The organism is Stenotrophomonas sp. SKA14, from assembly GCF_000158575.1.
Classification (GTDB): domain Bacteria; phylum Pseudomonadota; class Gammaproteobacteria; order Xanthomonadales; family Xanthomonadaceae; genus Stenotrophomonas; species Stenotrophomonas forensis.
On sequence record NZ_DS999412.1, the window covers coordinates 693,590 to 716,124 of the forward strand.

Here is a 22,535-nt window from a genome sequence, read left to right on the forward strand (position 1 = left end):
GTTGGGGGCGGCGACGGCCCTGGCAGGCTGCATGCCCAGCGCTACGCCCGCCATGGGGGCGGGAGCGGACCGCCCGCCACTGCCCGGCGTGGATGTGCGCCTGAGCGCGGTCGATGCGGCCGGCAAGGGCGTGCCGGTACAGTGGCAGGACGAGAAGCTGACGCTGCGCGAGCCTCCACTTGCCCGCAGTGCGGACATCGCTGACGTGCGCGCCGTGCAGGATGAGTACGGCCAGACGGCGCTGCAGATCCGCTATCGGCCCGAGGCGCACCAGCGCATCCACGATGGCACAGCGGCGATGGTCGGCCAGCGCATGGCGATCAGCGTGGATGGCCGGGTGCTGATGGTGGCGACGGTGCAGGGACCGTTTGCGGAATCGATGAACCTGAGTGGGTTGACCGGTAGTGATGCCGAGGCACTGGAGAAACACATCACCGGGTCTGTGCCGGTGAAGCCGTAGCAGCGGGCAGGTGCGTGCATGCGCCGTGCGCGTGGGACAGCGTGCTGCCTTGGGGAAGGGCCGCTCTTGATGCAACCCTCATCCAGCGATGGGCTCAGCGCATTGGCGGCGGCGTCTGGTCTGCGGCCCAGATCCAGAAGGTGTCACCCCAGTCGCTGTTGATGGCGGGGAACACATCGCCTTGCTTGAAGAAGCGCCTGCTGCCTTGTGCAGGCGAGTACCACCAGCCGGCCACAGGCACGCGCCTTCCGGCTGCGACTCGGTCCGGTCGGAGATCCGGCTGATCGGTGCCGGTGTAGCTTCCGTCGATGTCCTCGAATGCGTCGGGGATCGGTTCAACAAAATACCAGTCGCATTCCTTCAGATCGAAGGCCGAACCGGCGATCGTTGACGCTGCCAGTTCCGCCAGTGCGGCTTGGACGTCAGACCAACCATAGGGGTCAAGATGCCGGTTCGCGTCGAGGAAGCGATACAGCGCTGCTGCATCTTCCCATAGTCCATCGCGCCCAACCTGCTTCAAGACCGCTCTTCCAATATCATTGAGCGCCATGGCTGGGCATAGTTCTCCGTATCCCCCTGTCCAGGCAAACTGAAGTGAAGCCATGGGGTTGTCTTTTGCGACGTAGATGCCAGTGCGCGGAGGAGTTTGATTGGTTTGCACGACAATGTCAGTTCGGACGCGGAATCTGGGCACTCGGTGGGTATTGATGACGCTATCGTTCCAGAGATGCCAGTGGACAAAATCATCCATGGTCGACGGGCGAGCAACGATCCGCGATAGTTGGCGAGCATAGTCAAACGCTCTTTCTGCTGTCTCCCGGAAGAGCTTCTCTTGTTCCGGCGTCGCCCAGGCCATCTGGTAGGCGTACTCCTCCAGCATGCGAGCACATTGGTGCTCGCATGCGACACTGTACTGCTCGATTGAGCGCAGTGCTATGTCCTTGATGACGCCTTCACGAAAGTCCATGAGTGCCGGGAAGGCGTACGTCGAGAAGTGAGAGGCCGTATTCTGCGAGCTCCAGCCTGCCAAGGCTCTGCCAGCTGTATCCAGATGCGAGCGCTCATTGAGCATCTGGTCGGTCAGCGCGAGCAGGCTGTCGATCTGCGGCAACAATCCCTTCAGATAATCCACCGAGGTGAAATGATGGATGAGGGCGGCTTGGCGCTTGTGCCAGGGCGTCAATTCCATGGGGCGGGCATGCTTCTGATGGTGCAACTCCGGAAAGGGCAGGTCATGAAATGCTCTTCAACCCAATGCCGGCGGCGTCTGGTCTGGCGCCCAGATCCAGAAGGTGTCACCCCAGTCGCTGTTGATGACGGGGAACACATCGCCTTGCTTGAAGAAGCGCCGGCCACCTTGCGCGGGGGTGTACCACCAGCCGGCCACAGGCGCGCGCTTTCCTGCTGCGACTCGGTCCGGTCGGAGATCCGGCTGATCCGTGCCGGTGTAGCTGCCGTCGATATCTTCGAATGCGTCGGGGATCGGTTCGACAAAGTACCAGTCGCATTCCTGCAGATCGAAGCACTCCCCGGCGATCACTGACGGTGCTACCTTCGCTACGTCGGCCTGAACGTCGGACCAGCCACAGAGATCCAGATGCCGGTTTGCATCGAGGAAGCGATAGATGGTTTGGGTATCTCCCCATAGTCCTTCTCGACCAATCTGTTTCACAACAGCTCGTCCAACATCATTGAGCGCCATGGCTGGGCAAAGTCGTCCGTATCCACCGGTCCATGCAAACTGAAGTGAAGCCATGGGGTCGTCTTTGGCGACGTAGATGCCAGTGCGCGGGGGAGTCTGGTGAGTGTGCACGCAGATATCTGTTCGAACACGAAATGCGGGAATATGTTGCGTGTCTGCGGCACTCTCGTTCCAGAGTAGCCAGTATGCGAAATCGTCCATGGTCGAAGGGCGAGAAACGATGCTCGAGATTTGTCGGGCATACCTGAACACTCTTTCTGTGGTCTCGCGGAACAGTTTTTCCTGCTCCGGCGTCGCCCAGGCCATTTGGTAGGCGTACTCCTCCAGCATGCGAGAACATTGGTGCTCGCCTGCGACACTGTATTGCTCGACTGAGCGCAGTGCTATGTCCTTGATGATGCCTTCACGAAACTCCATGAGTGCCGGAAAGGCGTAGGTCGAGAAGTGCGAGGCCGTATTCTGGGAGCTCCAACCTGCCAAGGCTCTGCCCGCCGTATCCAGATGCGATCGCTCATTGAGCATCTGGTCGGTCAGCGCGAGCAGGCTGTCGATCTGCGGCAACAATCCCTTCAGATAATCCATCGAGGTGAAATGATGGATGAGGGCGGCTTGGCGCTTGTGCCAGGGATTGAGTTCCAGGTACTGGTTGCTCATGTTCAGCGATTGAGTTTCTGGCCGGAGATGTTTGGCAGCCCTAGCTTCACATCGTTCATCTGGGTGCCAAAATCAGTTGTGCCCCAGCCTGTGTCAAGAGGGCCGAGAATGCGCGGATTGTTGATCTCCGTCCGGAGGCTTACGTACTTCACCTGCTCATGCGGGGGCAGCAGCTTCCACTTGTCATAGGTCATGCTGCTCTTGGTCATGGCGCCGGTCGTTTCATTGACCGCGTAGTACTCCTAACTATCGGCCAACGCCCTCTTTCCCGGCATGCCGGAAGCGTCGTATTCAAAGGCCGCATCGAATTTGATCTGCTCGTAGCCGCCTTCAAGGTGGTGATTCTTCATCTCATTCTTGATTTGTGCAGATGCCGGGCCGCGCCACACCTTCAGTTCTTCTCCTGCCTTGAGCTCATAGACGACGAACTGTCCATTGGGATTCCAGTCAGGCCAGACGGCCAGATGCTTTCGCCACGTAGCCCTCGGGTCGGCTGATTTCATGATCGTATTGAACACTTCTTCGGTAACCCAGTCCGCGCCGGCGCTGAAGTTCGCCGGTGAGACCACGCGATACAGCTTTGCAGGCCCCTTGATCGTATCGGTGCGCATGCCTTTGGCGAAACTTTCGATCTGGCCATCGGTCAGTCTTGGGAAGCCCTTATCCGCCATCTCATCGACACGTCCACGATAATCAGAGTGCTTTAGCGGCATATGGTTCGTTGGCTCTCCCTTCCCAAGCCACGAAGGCGGCGGATCAACCCGCCGCATCAACGTCACGGCATGTGCCTCGGGCAGCGTTCCGGTGAAATGGAAATTGCCGGCGTTGACGATGCCGCGCCGCTGCACCATGTCTTCGAATTCAAGGCGCTTGATGATCGTGTCAAGGATGCGCTGTACGGGCGCCAGTACTTTTCCGATGTAGTTGTCTGCGATCTTCCGGATGCCAACGACGAGGTCGATGGTCTCCTGGGCACAGCGCCCCACCATCGGTATGTCGGCCACCTTGCCCAGCAGGCTACGCATCAGCAGCACGGCGCGATCGAAGGCTTTCAACAGCTGTGCCTGGGTCACCTGTGCACGCACGATGCGGGTCTGCTTCGCCAGCTCATGGAACACGCGGTCCCAGCGCAGCGCTTTCCAGTATTGGGCGACCTTACGTCGGCGCAGGAGCGTGATGACCCAGCTCATGGCCTCATCCACAGCGCGCACAAGATGGTTCAAGCCGAAGCGGCGGATGAAGAGGAAGAAGATCTTCAATACACCCTTCAACAGCGAGCCCAGCGTGGGGATCAGGCCGATCAGGGTCAGGACCAGCGCTCGCCGGGGCTGCGGCCGTCGCTGCCGGGCTTCATCGCGCTCTGGCCGTTCACTTCGCCGGTATAGCGGCCCTGCGCCTACGGGGCGATCTGCTCGCGCAGCTGCTGGGTGCGCTGGTACTCGGCCAGGCCCGGCACCTGCTGCTGGGCCAGGGTCTGCTGCATCTGCTCCAGGCTGCGTTCGGCGCCTTTGAGCTGCGCCACCACGCTGGCGTTGTCCATCACCGTGGATGCCGCGCGCTCCTGCAGGCTGGCCGACAGCAGCAGGCCTTCGCCGGCATGCGCGTTGCCCCAGCCCTGCGTGGCCAGTTCAAAGCCTTCGCCGCGCAGCGCACCGCGGGCGGTGTCCTGATGCACGATCAGGTAGCCCAGTTCCAGCCGGCTGTCGGCCAGCGAGCTGTGCAGGCGGGTGCGCAGCTGGCCCGGCGTATCGTCCATCAGCCATTGCTGGGTGCCGCTGCCGTCATGGGCCTGGGTATGCAGGCCGCTGAGCACGCCGGGATGGCGCGCGTTCTCGTCGATGCCACCACCGAAGGGTGGGGCGACCTCGCCGTTGTACAGCTGGCCGGTGATGCGCGGCTGGTCGATATCGCCGTGCAGGAATTCCACCAGCACCTCGCTGCCCACGCGGGGCAGGAAGCTGGTGCCCCAGTTGGGGCCGGCCACCCATTCGGCCACGGCCACCCAGCTGCCGCTGGTGTGGTCGCCGGGGGCATGGCCGGGCTGGGCGCTGCCGGTATCGGTCAGGCCACCGGGGTTGGGCGTGCTGCCGCGCTGCCAGCCGAACTGGATGCGCACGAGGACTAAAGTGCGTTGCTGATCTCTATAGTGTATGGAACGCTGTCATACCGCTTTTCATCAACGGTGAAGTAGATCGAGTAGCCGCGAGAATTGCCATCAACCCGGTTCGTGGTGCATGTCGCAATGCCATTGCTGCAGTGAACCTCAAAGGTCAATTTGCTCGCGGCCGGGATGTCGCCGATCTTCATATCACCGTTGAACCGTACGCTTCCGATGACTACCTCGCCGTTGAACATTCGTTTGGGTCTGATGGCCTGTCCAGTGCCGGGTAAGGCAAGATCGGCGGTGGGATTTTGGTGAAAAGCGAATGCAACTGTATTGACCTGATCTTTCTTTGGCAGGTCGGTATAGACAAATATGCCGAGATCATCCCAGATCATCATGTCGGCAGACTTCGGATCGGCGTATCTGTACTTTGTTCCAAGCGCGGAAATCCACTCCGCAGAGGTGGCGCCGATTCTTGCGGTCTTGCCGTTGATGGAGAAGGAGCCCTTGTCAAATTCCACTCTTGGTTGCCGGGCTACCCCAGGATCTGACGGCGCTGCATTGCAGCCAGGCATCAGGAAGAAAAGAATGGCGAAGAGCATGTATCTCTTGATCATTATGGTTTGACCTGATTCTTCTCGCCAAAAAGATCTTCATAGAAGCGAGTGATGTAGTCCCAGCTGTCGGAACCGTAGCGACCCAGCCGACGGATACTCTCCAGTGCATGCTTTTCATGTTCTTCATGCAAGTGCTCAAGTTCGGTGGCGGATGAGGCGCGCCGTATGGCCGCCGCATGGTCTTTCGCCCAAGCTGCAACAATGGTGTCCTGCCAGTTCGTGTCATTAGGGTGAACTAGGTAAGACTGCGCGATTTTGACCGGATCGCGTGAAGCATCGCCCCTCCATTGCCCGGCCATGGCCTGGCCAACTTGGAGGACAGCCTGTTGAGCCAGCTGGGAATGGCTTGGGTCAGTCGATCCGCTCTTGTTCGGGTCGGAATCGAACATCGTCTGTGCGTCATCCACACTGTTGCCCACGAGTAGCAGCAGCTGTTGATAAACGAAGTTGTAGCAGTTGAGAACAGCGCGCATTGGTGCGCTGGCGATCCAGCCGGCACGCTCCAGATACTCATGCCCAGGTAGGCGCGCAATCCGGTCTCGAAGCTTGAGGAATTCCTGTGAGCGTGGATCCGGAGAGGAACCTCGGCGCAGCGGGAGGTTCAGCGGGAGCCACTTCCTCCTGGACCAAACTCGATTTCATAGGGGATGCTGTCATAGCGGCGATCGTCGACGCCAAAGTACGTGCTGACATCCATGAACTGATCATCCTTGCGGCTTGCCGTGCAAAGATTGATGCCGTGGCTGCAGTCGATGCGTAGCCGATCATTACTGAGCCGCGCAATGTCTCCGACCCGCGTATTCCTGTCCACCCTCACCGCACTAACCGAGATAGCTCCGGCGTAGTTACTACGGGGACGAATGCCTTCGCCGGGTGCAATGTATGCCAGCGCGTCTTCCGGCAGGCCCTTCAGGGTGACGGCGACTGTGCGGACCGTCAGGTCCTTCGGATAGTTCGTATAGATACGGATGCCCAGGTCGTCCCAAACAACGATGTCTGGGACATCCGAAAGGGCATTGCGGTGCGTAGGCCCAAGTACGTTTTCCCAGGCGGAAAGATCCTGCTTGAACGTCAGGCGATGCCCTCTGTACTCGACGTAGTCTTCGTTGAACGTTAGATCCGTGGCGACCTTGGCCTCGCCACGCGCAGGGTCTGCAGTCTGTCCGTCGCTGCACGCGCCGAAGCCGAGCGCGAGGAATGAGGCAATGAAAAGTTTCTTGATCATTTCTTAGACTTCACCTGATTCTTCTCACCAAACAGGTCCTCGTAGAACTCCGTGATGTAGTCCCAACTTTTGGATCCATAACGACCCACCCGGCGAATCTCCTCCAAGGCGTGCTTGCCGTGTTCTTCATGCAAGTGTTCAAGCTCGGTCGCTGACGCAGCACGCCGGATATCAGCGGGATGTTTCTGTGCCCATGCCCGTACTACCCCATCCTGCCATGAGGTGTCCTGCGGGTGCACCAGGTAGGCTTTTGCGATGTCAGCCGGACTTGTCGTTGCCGCGCCCTGCCAGTATTTGTACATCGCTGCGCCTACCTGCTGCACCGCGCTGCTGGCCAGGGTGGCAGCGAGCGTATGCAAGGGATGCACGTCGTGATCCTTGGCAAGCTGGGAGTGGCTCGGATCCGTTGAGCCGCTCTTGTTGGGATCAGAGTCGAACATGGTCTGTGCATCGTCAACGCTGTTGCCCACAAGTAGAAGCAGTTGCTGGTAGACAAAATTGTATGAATTCAGCACGAGACGCATTGGGGCGCTGGCAATCCAGCCGGCACGTTCAAGGTACTCGTGGCCAGGAATGCTTGCGATGCGGTCACGGAGTTTGAGGAACTTCTCGAAGGCTTCGTAGTACCTATTGTCACTGTGCTCGGATAGCAGTATCAGCATGATCTTCTCGCCGTCCGAACGATCGCCGGGCCTGCTGGCCTTGAATTCCCAGCTCTCAATGCCAAAAACCTTGTGTGCGATGGGTTCTGCCAGGCTGGCAATGACGTCGGTTGAGCCGAACATGCCCGTGACGACGGGATACGAATGTTTGCAGGTTGCTGTTGCCGTCCAAGGCAGCACTTTGCCATGCCCGAGCTTTCGAAGGCTCAGCTCGCAAAAATTGGAATGGGCAAAATAGTCTTCGAGCACATGGAGCGCCGAGCCAAAATGACGCATCCCATCAGGTGTCTTTCCCAGTGACATGGCCTTTCGAAGTTCGGACTCCATGAAGTCGCTTGAGCGGACGATATAGCGCTTCATCGAGCGGTTCGGATCGACCTTGAGCAGGTCGCTGCCTGGAGTTATCCATGGCTCGAAGTCCGGATCGATGGTTCGCGGGTCTGGAGGCGACGGCTTGATGTTCTTGGGATTGTCGATATGTTCGCTGGGACGGTATACGCCCAGCCTATCCGTGGTGACACCATAGTTGCGGTAGTTCCCTCTGCGTAGAGCATAGAACTCGCTACCCGCCAGGACGTCGACAACCTTCGTCAGTGCAGAGCGGGAGATGTACTTGCCAAGGTCTTTGGGAAGATTCGGCGGACGGACGATCTTCGGATCAAGCAGCTGCGAGTAATCCCGAAGCCAGTTGCCGAAATAGATGGAGTTCATATCTGAGCGACTGAAGCCAACTTTGCCCAGCACCGCCTCAATCGACCGATGCCCAAACGACTCGTTGGGTCGCTTGTCATGGTTCTGGCCATCACCCGCGCTGAGCCCCTCGTAGCGCCCATCCTCGCTCTTGTTGGTCTCCTGCGCGAATGGCCCCTGTTGCTTCAGTGCCGCCTGCACCTCGGCATAGTTCACCTTCAACGCACCGTTGTACTCGGGCGAGGTGTACTGCGCGTATTCGGTTTCGTGCGTACCTTCCAGGTCGAAGAACGCCAGGCGATAGGCGAGGGCGGCCCCTTCTTCCTTGCCGCTGTCTGCAGCGAGGGTCGGCTTGCCGTTCGCATCCTTCTCGGCCAGATCGCTGCGCAGCACGTTGTCGACGTGGTGCCCGAATTCGTGCAACAGCACGGCCAGCAGCTCGCGTGACGCTTCGATGGTAGTCGCTGCGCGGTCAGCCGCCATGCTGTTCACGCGGATGATACGCTTGCTGTTGTCGTAATCGGCCGGGTAAGGCGCACCCGCCATGACCTTGTGTTCGGGCGCCTGCAGGCTGCCATCCTTCAGTGCGTCCTGCAGCCTCATGTAGGTCCGCGCGGGTACATCGAAGCCGAAGGTCGGCGCCATCATCATGACGAACTCGATCGGTGTGGACTGCGCGGCGATGCTGCGCAACTGGTCGTAGGCGAAGGTGCTCTCGAAGGTGCGGCCCGGATCGGGCTTGATCGTGAAGGCGGGCAACGGCGGCAGGCTGGCCGGCGTGCTGCTGCCCCCCATGAACGGATGCTCGCCCGCCTTGACCTTGAACTCGCCCGGGCAGCTGAAGGTGATGTTGCCGCCCTCCAGCGTGATCGCACTGCTGCCGGCCTGCAGCACCACCTTGGTCTGCGCCAGCACGTCGATGCGCTCGTCGGTGGCGGTGATGGTCAGCGCCTGCTCGCTCAGCAGCTCCAGCTCGCCATCGTTGGCCTGCAGGCTGACCGGCCCCTGCGCGGCGATCACCCGCAGCGGGCCGCTCTGCGCGAACAGCGAAACATGCTCGCCGGACACGGTGGCGAGGGTCTCGCCGGCGCTGACGTGCAGGTCCTGCTGCACGGTCATCTGCAGGTTCTGCCCGGCATAGGCCACGGCGCTGGCCGCGGTGGTCCAGGCCACGTGGTGCGGCGCTTCGGCCACCAGCAGCGGCGTGCCCAGCCGTTCCACCGGCTGCTCGCCGGGGCTGCGGCCGTCGCTGCCGGGCTTCATCGCGCTCTGCCCGTTCACGTCGCCGGTGTAGCGGCCCTGCGCCTTCGGGTCGATCTGCTCGCGCAGTTGCTTGGTGCGCTCAAATTCGGCCAGGCCCGGCACCTGCTGCTGGGCCAGGGTCTGCTGCATCTGTTCCAGGCTGCGTTCGGCGCCTTTGAGCTGCGCCACCACGCTGGCGTTGTCCATCACCGTGGATGCCGCGCGCTCCTGCAGGCTGGCCGACAGCAGCAGGCCTTCGCCGGCATGCACGTTGCCCCAGCCCTGCGTGGCCAGTTCGAAACCTTCGCCGCGCAGCGCGCCGCGGGCGGTGTCCTGATGTGCGATCAGGTAGCCCAGTTCCAGCCGGCTGTCGGCCAGCGAGCTGTGCAGGCGGGTGCGCAGCTGGCCCGGCGTATCGTCCATCACCCATTGCTGGGTGCCACTGCCGTCATGGGCCTGGGTGTGCAGGCCACTGAGCACGCCGGGGTGGCGCGCGTTCTCGTCGATGCCACCACCGAAGGGTGGGGCGACCTCGCCGTTGTACAGCTGGCCGGTGATGCGCGGCTGGTCGATGTCGCCGTGCAGGAATTCGACCAGCACCTCGCTGCCCACGCGGGGCAGGAAGCTGGTGCCCCAGTTGGGGCCGGCCACCCATTCGGCCACGGCCACCCAGCTGCCGCTGGTGTGGTCGCCGGGGGCATGGCCGGGCTGGGCGCTGCCGGTGTCGGTCAGGCCACCGGGGTTGGGCGTGCTGCCGCGCTGCCAGCCAAACTGGATGCGCACCTGGTGCTCGCGGTTGGGGGTCACCGCCGCGTTGGCGATGCCGACCACGCGCGCGGTCTGCGGGCCGTGCAGGGTGGGGCGGTCCTGCGGCAGGGCGCGCAGCGGCACGCCACTGCCGGTGGCGATGAAGCTGTTGCGGTAGGCACCGCGCTCCAGTGCCGGGCTGCCCAGCAGGTCGGCGATGCCCTGGTCCAGGTTGTTCAGGGCCACGTGCTGCACCGCCAGCAGCTGGAAGGCCTGGCCTTCGTGCTGCGGATGCTGGGCCAGGCTGAAGGTGCTGCCGGCGGCCAGCTGGCGCTCGCTGCCGCTGCCGCTGTAGAGCACCTGGCCGACGCGCAGCGCATCCAGCCGCGCCTGCGCTTCGGCATCGGCCCAGCCGGACTGCGCGAAACGGCCGGCGCGCGGCTGCACATAGACCTCCAGCGCCGGCAGGCTGCCAGCGTCGGCACTGGACTGCGCGGCCACGGCACCGACCTGCTCGCTGTGCCAGCTGGCCACGGTGCTGGCGTTGGGCACCAGCTGCTGGCGCTCGGCGAAGGCGGTAATGCCATCGCGGGCCTCGGCCATGTCGGCGCGCTGGAAGCGGAACGTGCCGCGGTCAGGCAGCTCGGCCCCCGGCTCGAACACCACCAGCGTGTGCGCAGCCTCATCGCCCTGCGCCTGCTCGATGCGCCAGGCCAGGCCGGCTTCGGCCAGCAGGCGGGTGACGAAGGCCCAGTCGGTCTCGCGGTACTGGGTGGTGATCGCACGGACCGGCAGTTCGGCCTGCACGTCGAAGCGGAACACTGCCTGCGGGTAGTCGGTGAAGATCTGTTCGCAGATGGCGCGGGTGTCCTGGTCCTGGAAGATCACTGCGTTGCGGCGCAGCCGCAGCAGCGCGGTCCACGGCTCCAGGATCAGCCGGTAGCGGGCCAGGCCGCCGTCGCTGCCCAGCTGCGCCGCTTCGGTGCACAACCCGTGCCACTGCCGCAGCGCGCCGTCGGCCTGGCGCAGCTGCAGGGTCAACGGCTGCTCCAGCCACGGGTCCAGTTCCAGGAAGGCGTCGGTGGCCAGGCAGTCGATCTGCAGGCGGTTGTCGCCGCAGACCGACTCGGTGCCTTCGAAGCGTTCGACGACCCACGTTTCGTGCAGCCCCTGCAGGCGCAGCAGGCGTGGTTGCCGGGCGTCGAGCGTGATTGCCCGGACCAGTGCGACAACAGCGGCATCCGTGCCCATGCAGAATCTCCCCTTGTAGTGGGAGAACTGTTGGGGCAGGACGCCGCCGGCTGCCGCGAGCTACGCCATTCCTGCGGGATGCATCACGCTTGCTGACGCCGGATCGGGCTGTTCACGACAAGATCCCGGAAGGCGGGCTGTGCAATCGCGACGTCGCGATCAGCCCCGCTTGCCGGCAAACCGTGCTTCGATCTCTTCCAGCGACTTGCCCTTGGTCTCGGGCAGCCATAGCGCGGCCACCAGGAAGAACACGAAGGTGCACGCCGCCCAGAACACGAACATGCTGGCGTAGCCGTAGTGGCCCACCGTGGGCAGGAAGATCGCGGCGATGGTGGTGGACACGAACTGGTTGATCAGCAGCGCGATGCTCATGCCGTTGGAGCGGATGCGGTTGGGCATCAGTTCGGACAGCGCCAGCCACACGCAGACGCCAGGGCCGACCGCGAAGAACGCGACGAATACCAGGATGCAGGTGGCCACCGCCCAGCCGTGTGCCGGCGGCGGCACCGGGCCGATGCGCGCCTGCTCGATGCGCAGCGGTGCCTGCGCGGCCTTGGCCGGGTCGGCGAACGGGTTCAGATGCAGTTTGCGGAAGAACGCCCCGATCACGCTGTCCGGCTGCACGGTGCCGGTGCGCTCGATGCGCAGTTCGCGGTCGGTCAGGTTATCGCTGCGCAGGGCGCGCACATTGGTGAAATCGCCATAGGCGTACGACACGGTCAGCTGCAGCGGCCGGCCTTCGCTGTCGATGCCCGCGCCCAGGCGTTGCCACTGCGCTTCATCCAGCACCAGCTGCAGGCCATCGCCGCTGACCGCCGCCTGCAGCTGCGCCTGCACGTCGGTACGGCCGCGTTCGGCCTGGAAGAACAGGGTCGCGGCGGCCAGCAGGGCCACGCAGATGCCGCCGCTGCCCAGCATCAGCAGGAACTTGCGGCCCTTGCGATCGACCAGCAGCAGCGCGACCACGGTCATCACCGCATTGAGCAGCTTGATCGCCACGTCGGCGCTGTTGGCCACCGAGCCGGACAGGCCGGCCTGGTTGAGGATGTTCACCGCGTAGGCCAGTACCGAGTTGATGCCGGTGGCCTGGGTGCATGCCAGCACCACGCAGGCGAGCAGGAACGGCACTACATAGCGGCGGCTGAGCAGCGGGTCGCGCTTGCCGCTGCTGCTGCTCGATTCCGGTGCCTGGATCTGTGCAAGCGTCGGCTCCACCTCCGAAGCAGGCAGTACGCGCTGCAGGCTGCGGCGCGCGTCATCGATGCGGCCGCGGCGCACCAGCCAGCGCGGCGACTCGGACAGCCAGAAGATGCCGGCGCAGAACAGCAGGCCCGGCGCCAGGCAGGTCCAGAAGATGGTGCGCCAGGCGTGGTCCTTCACCGTGAACAGTTCCTGCGCCTGCTGCGCGACCGGCATCGAACGCACGGCCTCGGCAGCGGCGTCGACTGCATGTGCGTGGTACAGGCCGATCAGCGCCGCCAGTACCAGGCCGATGGTCAGCAGCAGCTGGAACATCGCCGCACCGCGCCCGCGTCGTTCGGGGCTGAGCACTTCGGCCAGGTACAGCGGAATCACCACGCCGATCAGGCCGCCACTGATGCCCTGCAGCAGGCGGCCCAGCAGCAACGGCGTGTAGCCCGAGGCCAGCGCCATGATCGGGATCGATGCGGTGAACAACAGGCCGGCCAGCAGCATCGCGCCGCGGCGGCCGATCAGGTCGGCGACCATGCCGGCGAACAGCGAGGACAACACGCTGCCCAGCAGTACCGCAGCAACGACAAAACCAAGCTGCTGGCTGCTGAGCTGCCACGCATGGCTGGCCGTTGCCTCCAGGTATGGCAGGGCGCCGGCGATGATGCCGATGTCGATGCCGTACAGCAGGCCGCCGAGGCCGCCGATGAAGAGCAGGTAGCGTACGGGCCAGCGCGGGGCGGTGCTTGCGGTCATCGACAGGTTCCCTGAGAGCGTTTCGGTGCGGATTGCTTTCGTAGAGTCGAGCTTGCTCGACTGACCGCGCAGGGCGCGGCAGAGCAGTCGAGCAAGCTCGACTCTACAAAGGCGGTGCGTCAGGCATTTCCGGCGTTAAGGAGCGGCGGTAGGTCAGGCGGGTGCAGCGTTCAAATTGACCACGTGCCCGCCGACCACCACCTGCTGCAGGCGCAGTTCGGCGTCCAGCACCACCAGGTCGGCGCGGGCGTCGGGCGCGATGCGGCCGCGATCGCCCAGGCCAAGGTAGTCGGCCGGGAAGGTGGAAACGCGTTGCGAGGCATCGGCCAGATCCAGGCCCACCCGCACCAGGTTGCGCAGCGCCTGGTCCATGGTCAGGGCGCTGCCGGCCAGCGAACCGGTCGCCAGGCGCACGCAGCCGCCGCACTTGTGCACGCGCTGCTCGCCCAGTGCGTACTCGCCATCAGGCATGCCGGTGGCAGCGGTGGCGTCGGTCACCGCATACAGGCGCGGGATCGCGCGTGCGGCCAGCCGGATCACGCCGGGGTGGATGTGCTGCAGGTCGGGAATGATCTCGGCGTACTGCGCGTGCGCCAGCGCCGCCGCTGCGATGCCCGGGCGATAGTGATCGACGCCGGTCATGCCGTTGAACAGGTGGGTGAAGCCGGAGGCGCCGGCCTGCAGCGCGGCCACGCCTTCTTCGTAGGTGCCGGCACTGTGACCGAGCTGCACGCGGATTCCCATCGCTGCAAGCGCGGGAATCAACGCAGTGTGCTCGCCGATCTCCGGCGCCAGCGTCATCACCCGGATCGGCGCGAGTGCATGCAGCTGTTGCACCAGCGCCAGCGTCGCTTCGATCGTTCGGTTCGGTTGCGCGCCCAGCCGTTGCGGGCTGATGAACGGGCCTTCCAGATGCACGCCGACGATGCAGGCCGCCTCGGCATCGGGCGCCGCCATGGTGGTGGCCACGCCCTGCAGCGCATGCTCGATTTCGTCCAGGCCGGCGGTCATGGTGGTGGCCAGCAGCGTGGTGGTACCGAAGCGCAGATGGGTGCGGGCAATGGTGCGCGCCACGTCGCCGCCCTGCATCAGGTCCACGCCGGCCGCGCCATGCACATGCAGGTCGATGAAGCCGGGCAGGATCACCGGCAACTGCAGATCGTCAGCGCCGCTGTGGTCGTCCACCTGCAGCTGGCGCACGTACGAATCGAAGTGGACATGGCCGCGCCGCCAGCCCAGCGGGGTGAGGATGCGGCCATGCAGGGAACGGGTGTCGGTCATGCGGTGGGCTCGGCGATGATCACTTCGATGCCCAGCCGTTGCAGTCCCTCGCGGGAGGCGTCGTCGATGCCGGCGTCGGTGATGATGGTGTGGATCTGATCCAGAAGTGCGATGCGGTGCAGGCTGACGCGGCCGAACTTGGAGGCGTCGGTCAGCACCACGATGCGGCGCGCGCGCTCAACCATGCGGTGGTTGAGGCGGGCTTCGGCTTCGTCGTGGGTGGTCAGGCCGAACTGCAGGTCCAGGCCATCCACGCCCAGGAACAGGGTGTCGAAGCTGTACGAGTTGAGGCTGGCTTCGGCCTGGCTTCCCTGCAGCGACAGCGACTGCTGGCGCAGCAGGCCGCCGGTCAGCAGCACGTTGATGCCGGTTGCATTGGCCAGCTCCCAGGCGATGTTCAGGCCGTTGGTCATCACCGTGACGTCGCGATGCGCGCGCAGATGGCGGGCCAGGGTCATCGTGGTCGAGCCGGAATCGATGATGATGTTGTCGCCCGGCTGCACCAGGCGCGCGGCGCGCGCACCGATCGACTCCTTCAGCGGCAGGTTCAGCGCATCCTTCTCGTGGATGTCCTGTTCCTGCGGCGGCGTGCGCACCAGGGTGGCGCCGCCGTGGGTGCGGTTGGCCAGCCCCTGCGACTCGAAGTGGGTCAGGTCGGCCCGGATGGTCACCGCCGACACGCCGAAGCGCTCGACCAGATCGGCTACCTGCACCGAGCCGTGCTCGATCAGCAGCTGCAGGATCTGTTGCCGGCGGGAGCGGGTGTTGCGCATGGCCATTCTCGGTTTCGCGGGGAAAGGTAGAGATTAGCCGTTCGCAGGAACGGAGGTGGCCGAACTTTCGTTCTGCTTGCGGTGGCCGGCCTGGTTGGCACTGCAGGCGCGGGCATATTCGCCCAGGCACAGGCCGATGCGGTGCTGCACCAGAGCGGTGGGCGTGTTGGCCAGGGCGCCTTCGCGCACGGCACGGTACTGCTCCGGCAGGTACTGGCTGAGCAGCACCAGCGGCGGTGCGTGCTGTTCCAGGTTGGCGAACAGGGTCTGCACGGCCTGCACCAGTGCCGGCTCGCCCCAGTAGTAGCGGCAGCGGTCGCTGAAGGAGTAGCTGCGCAGCAGGCGCAGTGCGGCGTCATCGCCCTGGTAGTAGGACTGCCAGTACTTCGGCTGCGCCACCATCACCTCGTCCAGCACCTGCGGCAGGCGCGAGCATTGCGCCGCCGGCAGCAGTTCCGCTTCGATCGCAGCCAGCGCGAACAGCGCTTCGCGATAGGCGAAGGTGGCGGCCGGGCCGACCTTGAGGATGGCGAAGTGGTCGCGCACCAGTGCGTGCAGGCCGCTTTCGCGCTGGTAGTCGGTGGAGTGCGCTTCGAACACGATGCGCGGCTGCTGTTCGAGGAAATCGGCCAGCGTGCCAGCGGCTGCGGCATCGTACTCGTGCACGCTGCTGTGGTCGAAGTCCACGCCCGGCTGCACCACCATCGCGATCACGCGTTGCCAGGCATCGCGCAGCTGCGGCGTATCGAACGCCTGCTGGTGGATGGCCAGGGTCTGCGCGGCGGCCGCGGGCGTGGTCACCTGCAGGCCCTCCGCCAGCGAGGCTTCGCCACCGGGAATCGGCACTTCGGTACCGATCACGTAGACCGGCGATGGCAGGCCATGCTCGTCGGCGGTGCGCTCGGCGATCCCGGCCAGCTCGGCCGAGCGTGCGGCGACGATGGCATCGGGCAGCGGCACCGGGTCATCGGCGCAGGACATGCTGCAGTCCAGATGGATCTTGTGGAAGCCGGCGGCGACGTAGGCCTGGATCAGCACGCGGGCGTGGGTCATCGCTTCGGCGGCCGGGCGCTTCTGCCAGGCATTCGGGCCGAGGTGGTCGCCGCCCAGGATCAGCCGCTCGCGCGGGAAGCCTTCCTCATCGGCCAGGGTGCCGACGTAATCGCGGTACTGCGGCGGGGTCATGCCGGTGTAGCCGCCGAACTGGTCGACCTGGTTGGAGGTGGCCTCGACCAGCAGCACGGTGCCGTGCGCCAGCGCCACGTGCATGGCCGCGCGCAGCACCTGCTCGTTGCTGCAGCAGACGCTGTACAGGCCGACGTTGGCACCGGCGCGGTGGGAGGCAAGCAGGGTCTGCAACGGGGACATGGTCAGGCTCCGGACATCAGGAAAACGAGGGGTGGCAGGCGAGCAGGGCAGCACCACGCGCGCCGCCGGCGTCGCCGAAGCGGGGCGGCACGATCGGGGGTACCTGCACGCCGTTGAACAGATGCGCCGATATGGCGGCCGGCAGCTGCTGGTACAGCGGCGCGTACTGCGACAGGCCGCCGCCAAGCACGATCACGTGCGGGTCCAGTGCCAGCACCAGCGCGGCCAGGCTGTGGCCGAGCAGGTCGCGGTGGATGTCCAGGGCCTGGCGCGCACGCGCATCTCCGGCCTCGGCCAGGGCGATCACCGCGCTGGCGTCGATGGCGCTGCCACCGAGGTGGCGTTCGATCATCGCCAGGCCACTGCCGGAGACGTAGCGCTCGACGCAGCCCTGCAGGCCGCAGGCGCAGTCTATCAACGGCAGGCCGTGGCGCTGCAGCAGGTGGCCGGGCACGCTCCAGTGGCCCCATTCGCCGGCCAGTCCGTTGAAGCCGGACAGCAGGCGGCCGTGCAGGCAGAAACCACCACCCGCACCCGTGCCGAGGATGGCACCGAACATGCTGGGGTAGCCGTCGGCGGCACCGCCATGTGCTTCCGACAGGGCGAAACACTGCAGGTCGTTGCCGAAGTGCAGCGGACGCCGCAGGCGTGCCTGCAGATCTGCCGCCACGCTGTGTCCGGTCAGTGCCGGCACGTTCGCACTGAGCTGGCGACCCGTGCGGCGATCGCGCACGCCGGGCAGCGCGATGCCGATGGCGGCGTCGTTGCGGCCCAGTGCAGCATCCGCATCGGCCACCAGCCCCAGCATCGCCTGCAGGAAGCCTTCATAGTCGCCCTGCGGCGTGCTGACGCGACGGCGCCAGGTGACCTGCATCGCCGCATCGCACGCCACCAGCTCGATCTTGGTGCCGCCGATGTCGATGCCGTAGCCGGCGTGGGCGATCAGCTCAGCCATGGTGGATGGTGACGCCCTTGACGACGCGGTTGACGGTGCCGTCCGGGAACGGGTTGTCCGGGGTCAGGCCCAACGCGGCCGAGCGTTGCAGCGCGAACAGCTGCGCAAAGCCCAGCCACACCGGCGCCAGCCACGGGTCGTCCAGTGCCGGCACGGTGAGGGTGTGTTCGTCTTCGGCACCGATATCCGAATGCGGGCCGATCGCCAGCACCTGGCCGGCCACGCCGTCGCGGCGCAGTTCTTCCAGCAGGTCCTGCTCGTAACGGCGCGCCAGCGGCTGCACGCTGCGCAGCACCACCACCAGCGTGTTGCCGTCCAGCGTCGACTTCGGGCCGTGGCGGAAACCCAGCGGCGTATTGGCCAGTGCCAGCACGCGGCCGGCAGTCAGCTCCAGCACCTTCAATGCACACTCGCGGGCCAGCGCTTCCAGCGGGCCGCTGCCGAGGTAGATGATGCGGTTGAACGGGCGCTGCGCCAGCGCGGCCACCGGCGCATCCCACTGCGCCTGGCCTTCGCGGGCCAGTGCTGCGATCTGCTTCAGGCGTGCGATGCGCGCGTCCCACGGCGAACGGTCGAATACGGTCAGCGCAGCCAGCAGCATGCAGGTCAGGCTGCTGGTCATGGCGAACGCTCGGTCGCAGCTGGCCGAGGGCATCAGCAGGGTGCAGGTGTCGGCACGGCCGGCGCCGCGGCGGGCCAGTTCGCCATCGGCGTTGCAGGTGATGTCGAGGAAGCGCGCGTCATCCACGTCGCTGCGCACGCGGTCCACCGCCGCCACGCTTTCCGGGCTTGAGCCGCTGCGGCCGAACGACACCAGCAGGGTCGGGCGGTCGCGCTGCAGGTACAGCGCCGGGTGGGTCAGCAGGCTGGTGGTATGCACCACGCGCACGTCGGCCGGCCACTGCGCGTTGATCGCGTCGGCCACCATTTCGGCGATGAAGCCGGAGCTGCCGGCGCCGGTGAACAGCACGCGCTGATCGGGATCGTTGAGGCTGTCGCCGAGGAAGGCCTGCAGGCGATCGCGGGCACGCGACAGGTCCTGCGCAAGGGCTTCCCACAGCGCAGGCTGCTGGGCGATTTCGGTTGCGGTATCGGCTCCGCCCAGGCGCTGCCAGGCGGACACATCGGAAAGCAGGGTGACGTCCATTCGGAGGTTCCAGTTGGGCCAGCGCACCATCTGTGTTTTCTTTCGAAATGTCAAATACCGAAAGCAAAAAGAAAGAAAATGTGATGCCGGGTTTGCCCTGTGCAGGTAACTCGGGAAAACGAAAGAAGGGGTTGAATGCCGTATCGCACAATGCTTAACACGCGCCTGCAAGCGCTTACACAAAGTATTGCGGCGCAGCAACTTTCGTTTCAAAGGAATATATCTTCCTTTTTCCTTTCAATTTGTTGACATCTTTCGAATCGCTGCCCTAGAGTCGGCCCAACCGCTTTCGAAACGCCCGGTGAACGGGTTGGGAGTCCGCGTGGAAAACTGCGTTCGTCGCTCGCCGCTGCTGCTGGCCCTGTTGCCGGCGCTGATGCTGGCATCCCTGCCGGCCCGGGCAGAGCCGGTCGGCAACCTGCGTTCGGTGGCCGCCAGCGACAGCCGCGACGGCGTGCAGGGCTGGGACCTGCAGACCGACAAGGGCGCGCGCATCCGCATCGAGCTGCCGGCGACCGACATCATCCGCGTGCAGGCCGGCCGCAATGGCACGCTGACCGGCGCTGGCGACAAGGCCGCGCCGATCGTACTGCCGCAACCGAAGGCGAACGTAAAGGCGCAGCTGGAAGAAGACGCGCAGGAAATCCGCGTGCGTACCGATGCACTGGTGCTGCATGTGCAGCGGCAGCCGTTGCGCCTGCGTCTGGAACGCCTGGACAACGGCCAGCCCAGCACGCTGTGGCAGGAACTGCAGCCGCTGGACCTGGATGCCTCGCAGAGCGTGCAGGTGCTGTCCTCGCAGGCCGACGAAGGCTATTACGGTGGTGGCCAGCAGAACGGCCGCTACCAGTTCAAGGGCCGCGAGCTGGAGGTGTCCTATTCGGGCGGCTGGGAAGAGGGCGACCGCCCAAGCCCGGCACCGATGCTGCTCAGCAGCCGCGGCTGGGGCATGCTGCGCAACACCTGGAGCGATGGCAGCTACGACCTGCGCCAGCCCGACCAGGCCACGCTGCTGCATCGCGAAGATCGGTTTGATGCGTACTACTTCGTCGGCGCCGACCTGCCGAAGCTGATCGAACGCTACACCCAGCTGACCGGCCGCCCGAACATGGTCGCGCGCTGGGCGCTGTCCTACGGCGATGCCGATTGCTACAACGACGGCGACAATGCGAAGAAGCCCGGCACCGTGCCGGAGGGCTGGAGCGACGGCCCGACCGGCACCACGCCCGATGTGATCGACAGCGTGGCCAAGCAGTACCGCGCCCACGACATGCCCGGTGGCTGGATCCTGCCCAACGATGGGTATGGCTGCGGTTACAAGCAGTTGCCGGAAACGGTGAAGGGCCTGGCCGGCTACGGCTTCCGCACCGGCCTGTGGACCGAGAACGGCGTCGACAAGATCGCCTGGGAAGTGGGCAAGGCCGGCAGCCGCGTGCAGAAGCTGGACGTGGCCTGGACCGGCAAGGGCTACCAGTTCGCGATGGACGCCAACCGCCAGGCGTTCAACGGCATCCTCGACAATTCCGATTCGCGCCCGTTCCTGTGGACGGTGATGGGTTGGGCCGGCATCCAGCGCTATGCAGTGGCCTGGACCGGCGACCAGAGCAGCAGCTGGGACTACATCCGCTGGCACGTGCCGACCCTGGTCGGTTCGGGTCTGTCCGGCATGGCCTACGCCAGCGGTGACGTCGATGCGATCTTCGGCGGCAGCGCCGAAACCTTCACCCGTGATCTGCAGTGGAAGGCGTTCACCCCGGTGCTGATGGGCATGAGCGGCTGGTCGTCGAACGCGCGCAAGCACCCGTGGTGGTACGACGAGCCCTACCGCAGCATCAACCGCGATTACCTGAAGTTGAAGATGCGCCTGACCCCGTACATGTACGGGCTGGTGCACGAGGCCGCGCAGTCCGGCGCGCCGCCGGTACGTGGCCTGATGTGGGACAACCCGCGCGATCCGCATGCGCAGGATGAGACCTACAAGTACCAGTTCCTGCTTGGCCGCGACCTGCTGGTGGCGCCGGTATACCGCAGCCAGGCGGCCAGCCGCGGCTGGCGCCGCGACATCCACCTGCCGGCGGGCGGCTGGATTGATTACTGGGATGGTCGCCGTGTGCAGGCCGCCGCCGACGGACGCCAGCTGGATCGCCAGGTCGACCTGGCCACGCTGCCGGTGTTCGTGCGTGCCGGTGCGATCCTGCCGATGTACCCGTCGATGCTGTTCGACGGCGAAAAGCCGCTGGATGAGGTGACGTTCGACCTGTACCCGCAGGGGGATTCGCAGTACACGCTGTACGAAGACGATGGCAACACCCGCCGTTACCAGCAGGGCGAGTCGAGCACGCAGGTGATCCGCGTGCAGGCACCGGCGCAGGGCAGTGGCCCGGTGCAGGTGCAGATCGATGCGGTGCAGGGCCAGTACAACGGCCAGCTGGCGCAGCGTCGCTATGGTCTGCGCGTACTCAGCCGGCAGGCGCCGCGAGCGGTGCAGGCCGGCGGCCGCGCGCTGCCGGCATTGGCCGACGCCGCCGCCTTCAGCAATGCGGCCGAAGGCTGGTACTTCGACGCCCAGGAACGCCGCGGAACGCTGCATGTGCGCACAACCGCGCAGGATATCCGCCAACCGCTGCAGCTGCAGCTGGACTTCGCGGTGGCCGCTGCCGTCGCCGATGATGCCTACCCCGCCGCGCCGGTGCTCGGCCGCGAACTGCCGGCCGACAGCCTGCTGGTGGTCAACCGCCCGGCCGAAGAACCCGGCCACGCACTGGAAAACGCCTTCGACGACGATCCCAACACCTGGTTCCGCAGCGTGCGCAACCAGGCGGTGCGCACCGGGGCACACGAGTGGGTGATCGGCTTTGGCGAGCGCAGGATGATCGATGGCATCGACATCGCCCCGCGCAACGACAAGAACTGGAAGCACGGCCAGGTGCGCGATTACGAGGTGTACCTGGGCGACAGCAATGGCGAGTGGGGCGAGCCGATTGCCCGTGGCCGCCTGCAGCTGAAGGAAGGCGTGCAGCGTATCGACTTCCCGGCGCATGCAGGCCGCCTGCTGCGGTTCCGCGTGCTGAGCGTGCAGAACCCGGAGGGCGACGGCGCCAGCAGCACCGACCCGATGGTCACCGCAGCGCAGGGCAGTGCCCGCGCCTTCGATGCGCTGCAGCCGCGCGACGTCGGCCCGATCGCGCTGTCCACCTTCCACATCCTTGAGCACCAGGAACCGGAGCGACCGGCCCGGCAGCGCTATCTCTCCGAGCTGCCGGTGCCGGCCGCGCTGGCCAGCCAGGTGCGCGCCGACCAGTCGTTCCGTGGCGATGCCGGCATGCGCATGAACGGCCTGCAGTTCCGTCGTGGCCTGGGCGTGGCAGCCAACAGCCGCATCGACCTGCGCCTGCAGGGCGGCTGGCACCTGCTGCGCGCCGACCTCGGCATCGACGATGCGTGCCGCACTGCCGGTGGCCTGCAGTTCCAGGTCTGGGGCGACAACCGCCTGCTGTACGACAGCGGCCTGGTGAAGGCGCCCGGCGTGGTCAAGCCGGAGCTGGACATCCGTGGCCTTTCCACCCTGAGCCTGCGCACGCTGGGTGCGCAGGGCAGCCAACCCGCCCAGGTCTGTGCCAACTGGGCCAACGCCGTGCTGATCGGCCAGGAGGGCGACTCCGCCAGCATCGTCGCCCCATGACTCCCTCGTAACACCGCTCCTCCCCCCG

Annotated in this window: 16 protein-coding genes and 1 pseudogene; 2 read left to right on the forward strand and 15 right to left on the reverse strand. The window is 65.2% G+C overall.

Annotation, left to right across the window (positions count from 1 at the left end; translation table 11 throughout):
* The first annotated feature begins 31 nt into the window (after positions 1–31).
* Positions 32–460 carry a hypothetical protein gene (locus SSKA14_RS03160; protein ID WP_050413328.1) on the forward strand — a complete coding sequence of 143 codons (429 nt, stop codon included), beginning with the start codon at positions 32–34 and terminating at the stop codon, positions 458–460.
* Between the two features lie 94 nt (positions 461–554).
* Here SSKA14_RS03160 and SSKA14_RS03165 read toward each other — a convergent pair whose 3' ends face one another.
* The 15 genes and pseudogenes from SSKA14_RS03165 to SSKA14_RS03235 all read right to left on the reverse strand — a co-directional run bounded on the left by SSKA14_RS03165 (position 555) and on the right by SSKA14_RS03235 (position 18,825).
* Positions 555–1,649 carry a hypothetical protein gene (locus SSKA14_RS03165; protein ID WP_008267509.1) on the reverse strand — a complete coding sequence of 365 codons (1,095 nt, stop codon included), beginning with the start codon at positions 1,647–1,649 and terminating at the stop codon, positions 555–557.
* Positions 1,650–1,706: 57 nt separating this feature from the next.
* Entirely contained in the window at positions 1,707–2,816 is a 1,110-nt protein-coding gene (locus SSKA14_RS03170; RefSeq protein WP_008266423.1) for a hypothetical protein, read from the reverse strand.
* A 2-nt stretch (positions 2,817–2,818) separates the two neighbouring features.
* Positions 2,819–3,025, reverse strand: coding sequence for a hypothetical protein (locus SSKA14_RS22960; protein WP_008265751.1), 207 nt, complete (start codon positions 3,023–3,025; stop codon positions 2,819–2,821).
* Positions 3,026–3,058: 33 nt separating this feature from the next.
* Positions 3,059–4,075: a hypothetical protein gene (locus SSKA14_RS03175; protein WP_050413329.1), complete on the reverse strand. Its 1,017-nt coding sequence runs from the start codon at positions 4,073–4,075 to the stop codon at positions 3,059–3,061.
* A 50-nt stretch (positions 4,076–4,125) separates the two neighbouring features.
* Positions 4,126–4,932, reverse strand: a pseudogene (locus SSKA14_RS03180) (type VI secretion system Vgr family protein); the annotation flags it as partial.
* 5 nt (positions 4,933–4,937) lie between these two features.
* Entirely contained in the window at positions 4,938–5,522 is a 585-nt protein-coding gene (locus tag SSKA14_RS03185; protein WP_157635905.1) for a hypothetical protein, read from the reverse strand.
* A gap of 14 nt (positions 5,523–5,536) precedes the next feature.
* Entirely contained in the window at positions 5,537–6,010 is a 474-nt protein-coding gene (locus tag SSKA14_RS03190; RefSeq protein ID WP_050413330.1) for a hypothetical protein, read from the reverse strand.
* Between the two features lie 128 nt (positions 6,011–6,138).
* Positions 6,139–6,762: a hypothetical protein gene (locus tag SSKA14_RS03195; RefSeq protein WP_008267154.1), complete on the reverse strand. Its 624-nt coding sequence runs from the start codon at positions 6,760–6,762 to the stop codon at positions 6,139–6,141.
* The gene (gene tssI / locus SSKA14_RS23260) at positions 6,759–11,354 is read right to left on the reverse strand and encodes a type VI secretion system tip protein TssI/VgrG (RefSeq protein WP_083797296.1); all 4,596 of its coding nucleotides are present in this window, start codon (positions 11,352–11,354) and stop codon (positions 6,759–6,761) included. The genes SSKA14_RS03195 and tssI overlap by 4 nt, the downstream gene beginning before the upstream one ends.
* Positions 11,355–11,513: 159 nt before the next feature.
* Positions 11,514–13,301 carry an MFS transporter gene (locus SSKA14_RS03210; RefSeq protein WP_008266402.1) on the reverse strand — a complete coding sequence of 596 codons (1,788 nt, stop codon included), beginning with the start codon at positions 13,299–13,301 and terminating at the stop codon, positions 11,514–11,516.
* A 153-nt stretch (positions 13,302–13,454) separates the two neighbouring features.
* Positions 13,455–14,582, reverse strand: a complete 1,128-nt coding sequence (gene nagA / locus SSKA14_RS03215) for an N-acetylglucosamine-6-phosphate deacetylase (RefSeq protein WP_008267642.1) — start codon at positions 14,580–14,582, stop codon at positions 13,455–13,457.
* Positions 14,579–15,355 (reverse strand): DeoR family transcriptional regulator, encoded by a 777-nt coding sequence (locus SSKA14_RS03220; protein ID WP_008265436.1) that lies wholly within the window; start codon positions 15,353–15,355, stop codon positions 14,579–14,581. The genes nagA and SSKA14_RS03220 overlap by 4 nt, the downstream gene beginning before the upstream one ends.
* A gap of 33 nt (positions 15,356–15,388) precedes the next feature.
* On the reverse strand, positions 15,389–16,723 hold the full coding sequence (locus tag SSKA14_RS03225; RefSeq protein WP_008268376.1) for a D-tagatose-bisphosphate aldolase, class II, non-catalytic subunit: 1,335 nt from the start codon (positions 16,721–16,723) through the stop codon (positions 15,389–15,391).
* Positions 16,724–16,739: 16 nt separating this feature from the next.
* On the reverse strand, positions 16,740–17,678 hold the full coding sequence (locus SSKA14_RS03230; RefSeq protein ID WP_008265444.1) for an ROK family protein: 939 nt from the start codon (positions 17,676–17,678) through the stop codon (positions 16,740–16,742).
* Positions 17,671–18,825, reverse strand: coding sequence for an SIS domain-containing protein (locus SSKA14_RS03235; protein WP_008267043.1), 1,155 nt, complete (start codon positions 18,823–18,825; stop codon positions 17,671–17,673). Before SSKA14_RS03235 ends, SSKA14_RS03230 begins: the two co-directional genes overlap by 8 nt.
* Positions 18,826–19,147: 322 nt before the next feature.
* On the opposite strand from SSKA14_RS03235, the gene SSKA14_RS03240 reads away from it, so the two are divergent.
* Positions 19,148–22,507 carry a TIM-barrel domain-containing protein gene (locus SSKA14_RS03240; protein ID WP_008265435.1) on the forward strand — a complete coding sequence of 1,120 codons (3,360 nt, stop codon included), beginning with the start codon at positions 19,148–19,150 and terminating at the stop codon, positions 22,505–22,507.
* Positions 22,508–22,535 lie beyond the last annotated feature (28 nt).

Bases quoted from the DNA above. Each gene is read 5' to 3' on its own strand.
- SSKA14_RS03225 (WP_008268376.1), bottom strand. From the start codon at position 16,723: ATGTCCCCGTTGCAGACCCTGCTTGCCTCCCACCGCGCCGGTGCCAAC.
- SSKA14_RS03235 (WP_008267043.1), bottom strand. From the start codon at position 18,825: ATGGACGTCACCCTGCTTTCCGATGTGTCCGCCTGGCAGCGCCTGGGC.
- SSKA14_RS03220 (WP_008265436.1), bottom strand. From the start codon at position 15,355: ATGCGCAACACCCGCTCCCGCCGGCAACAGATCCTGCAGCTGCTGATC.
- SSKA14_RS03230 (WP_008265444.1), bottom strand. From the start codon at position 17,678: ATGGCTGAGCTGATCGCCCACGCCGGCTACGGCATCGACATCGGCGGC.
- SSKA14_RS03210 (WP_008266402.1), bottom strand. From the start codon at position 13,301: ATGACCGCAAGCACCGCCCCGCGCTGGCCCGTACGCTACCTGCTCTTC.
- SSKA14_RS03185 (WP_157635905.1), bottom strand. From the start codon at position 5,522: ATGCTCTTCGCCATTCTTTTCTTCCTGATGCCTGGCTGCAATGCAGCG.
- SSKA14_RS03195 (WP_008267154.1), bottom strand. From the start codon at position 6,762: ATGATCAAGAAACTTTTCATTGCCTCATTCCTCGCGCTCGGCTTCGGC.
- nagA (WP_008267642.1), bottom strand. From the start codon at position 14,582: ATGACCGACACCCGTTCCCTGCATGGCCGCATCCTCACCCCGCTGGGC.
- SSKA14_RS03190 (WP_050413330.1), bottom strand. From the start codon at position 6,010: ATGCGCGCTGTTCTCAACTGCTACAACTTCGTTTATCAACAGCTGCTG.
- SSKA14_RS03170 (WP_008266423.1), bottom strand. From the start codon at position 2,816: ATGAGCAACCAGTACCTGGAACTCAATCCCTGGCACAAGCGCCAAGCC.
- SSKA14_RS22960 (WP_008265751.1), bottom strand. From the start codon at position 3,025: ATGACCAAGAGCAGCATGACCTATGACAAGTGGAAGCTGCTGCCCCCG.
- tssI (WP_083797296.1), bottom strand. From the start codon at position 11,354: ATGGGCACGGATGCCGCTGTTGTCGCACTGGTCCGGGCAATCACGCTC.
- SSKA14_RS03160 (WP_050413328.1), top strand. From the start codon at position 32: ATGCCCAGCGCTACGCCCGCCATGGGGGCGGGAGCGGACCGCCCGCCA.
- SSKA14_RS03165 (WP_008267509.1), bottom strand. From the start codon at position 1,649: ATGGAATTGACGCCCTGGCACAAGCGCCAAGCCGCCCTCATCCATCAT.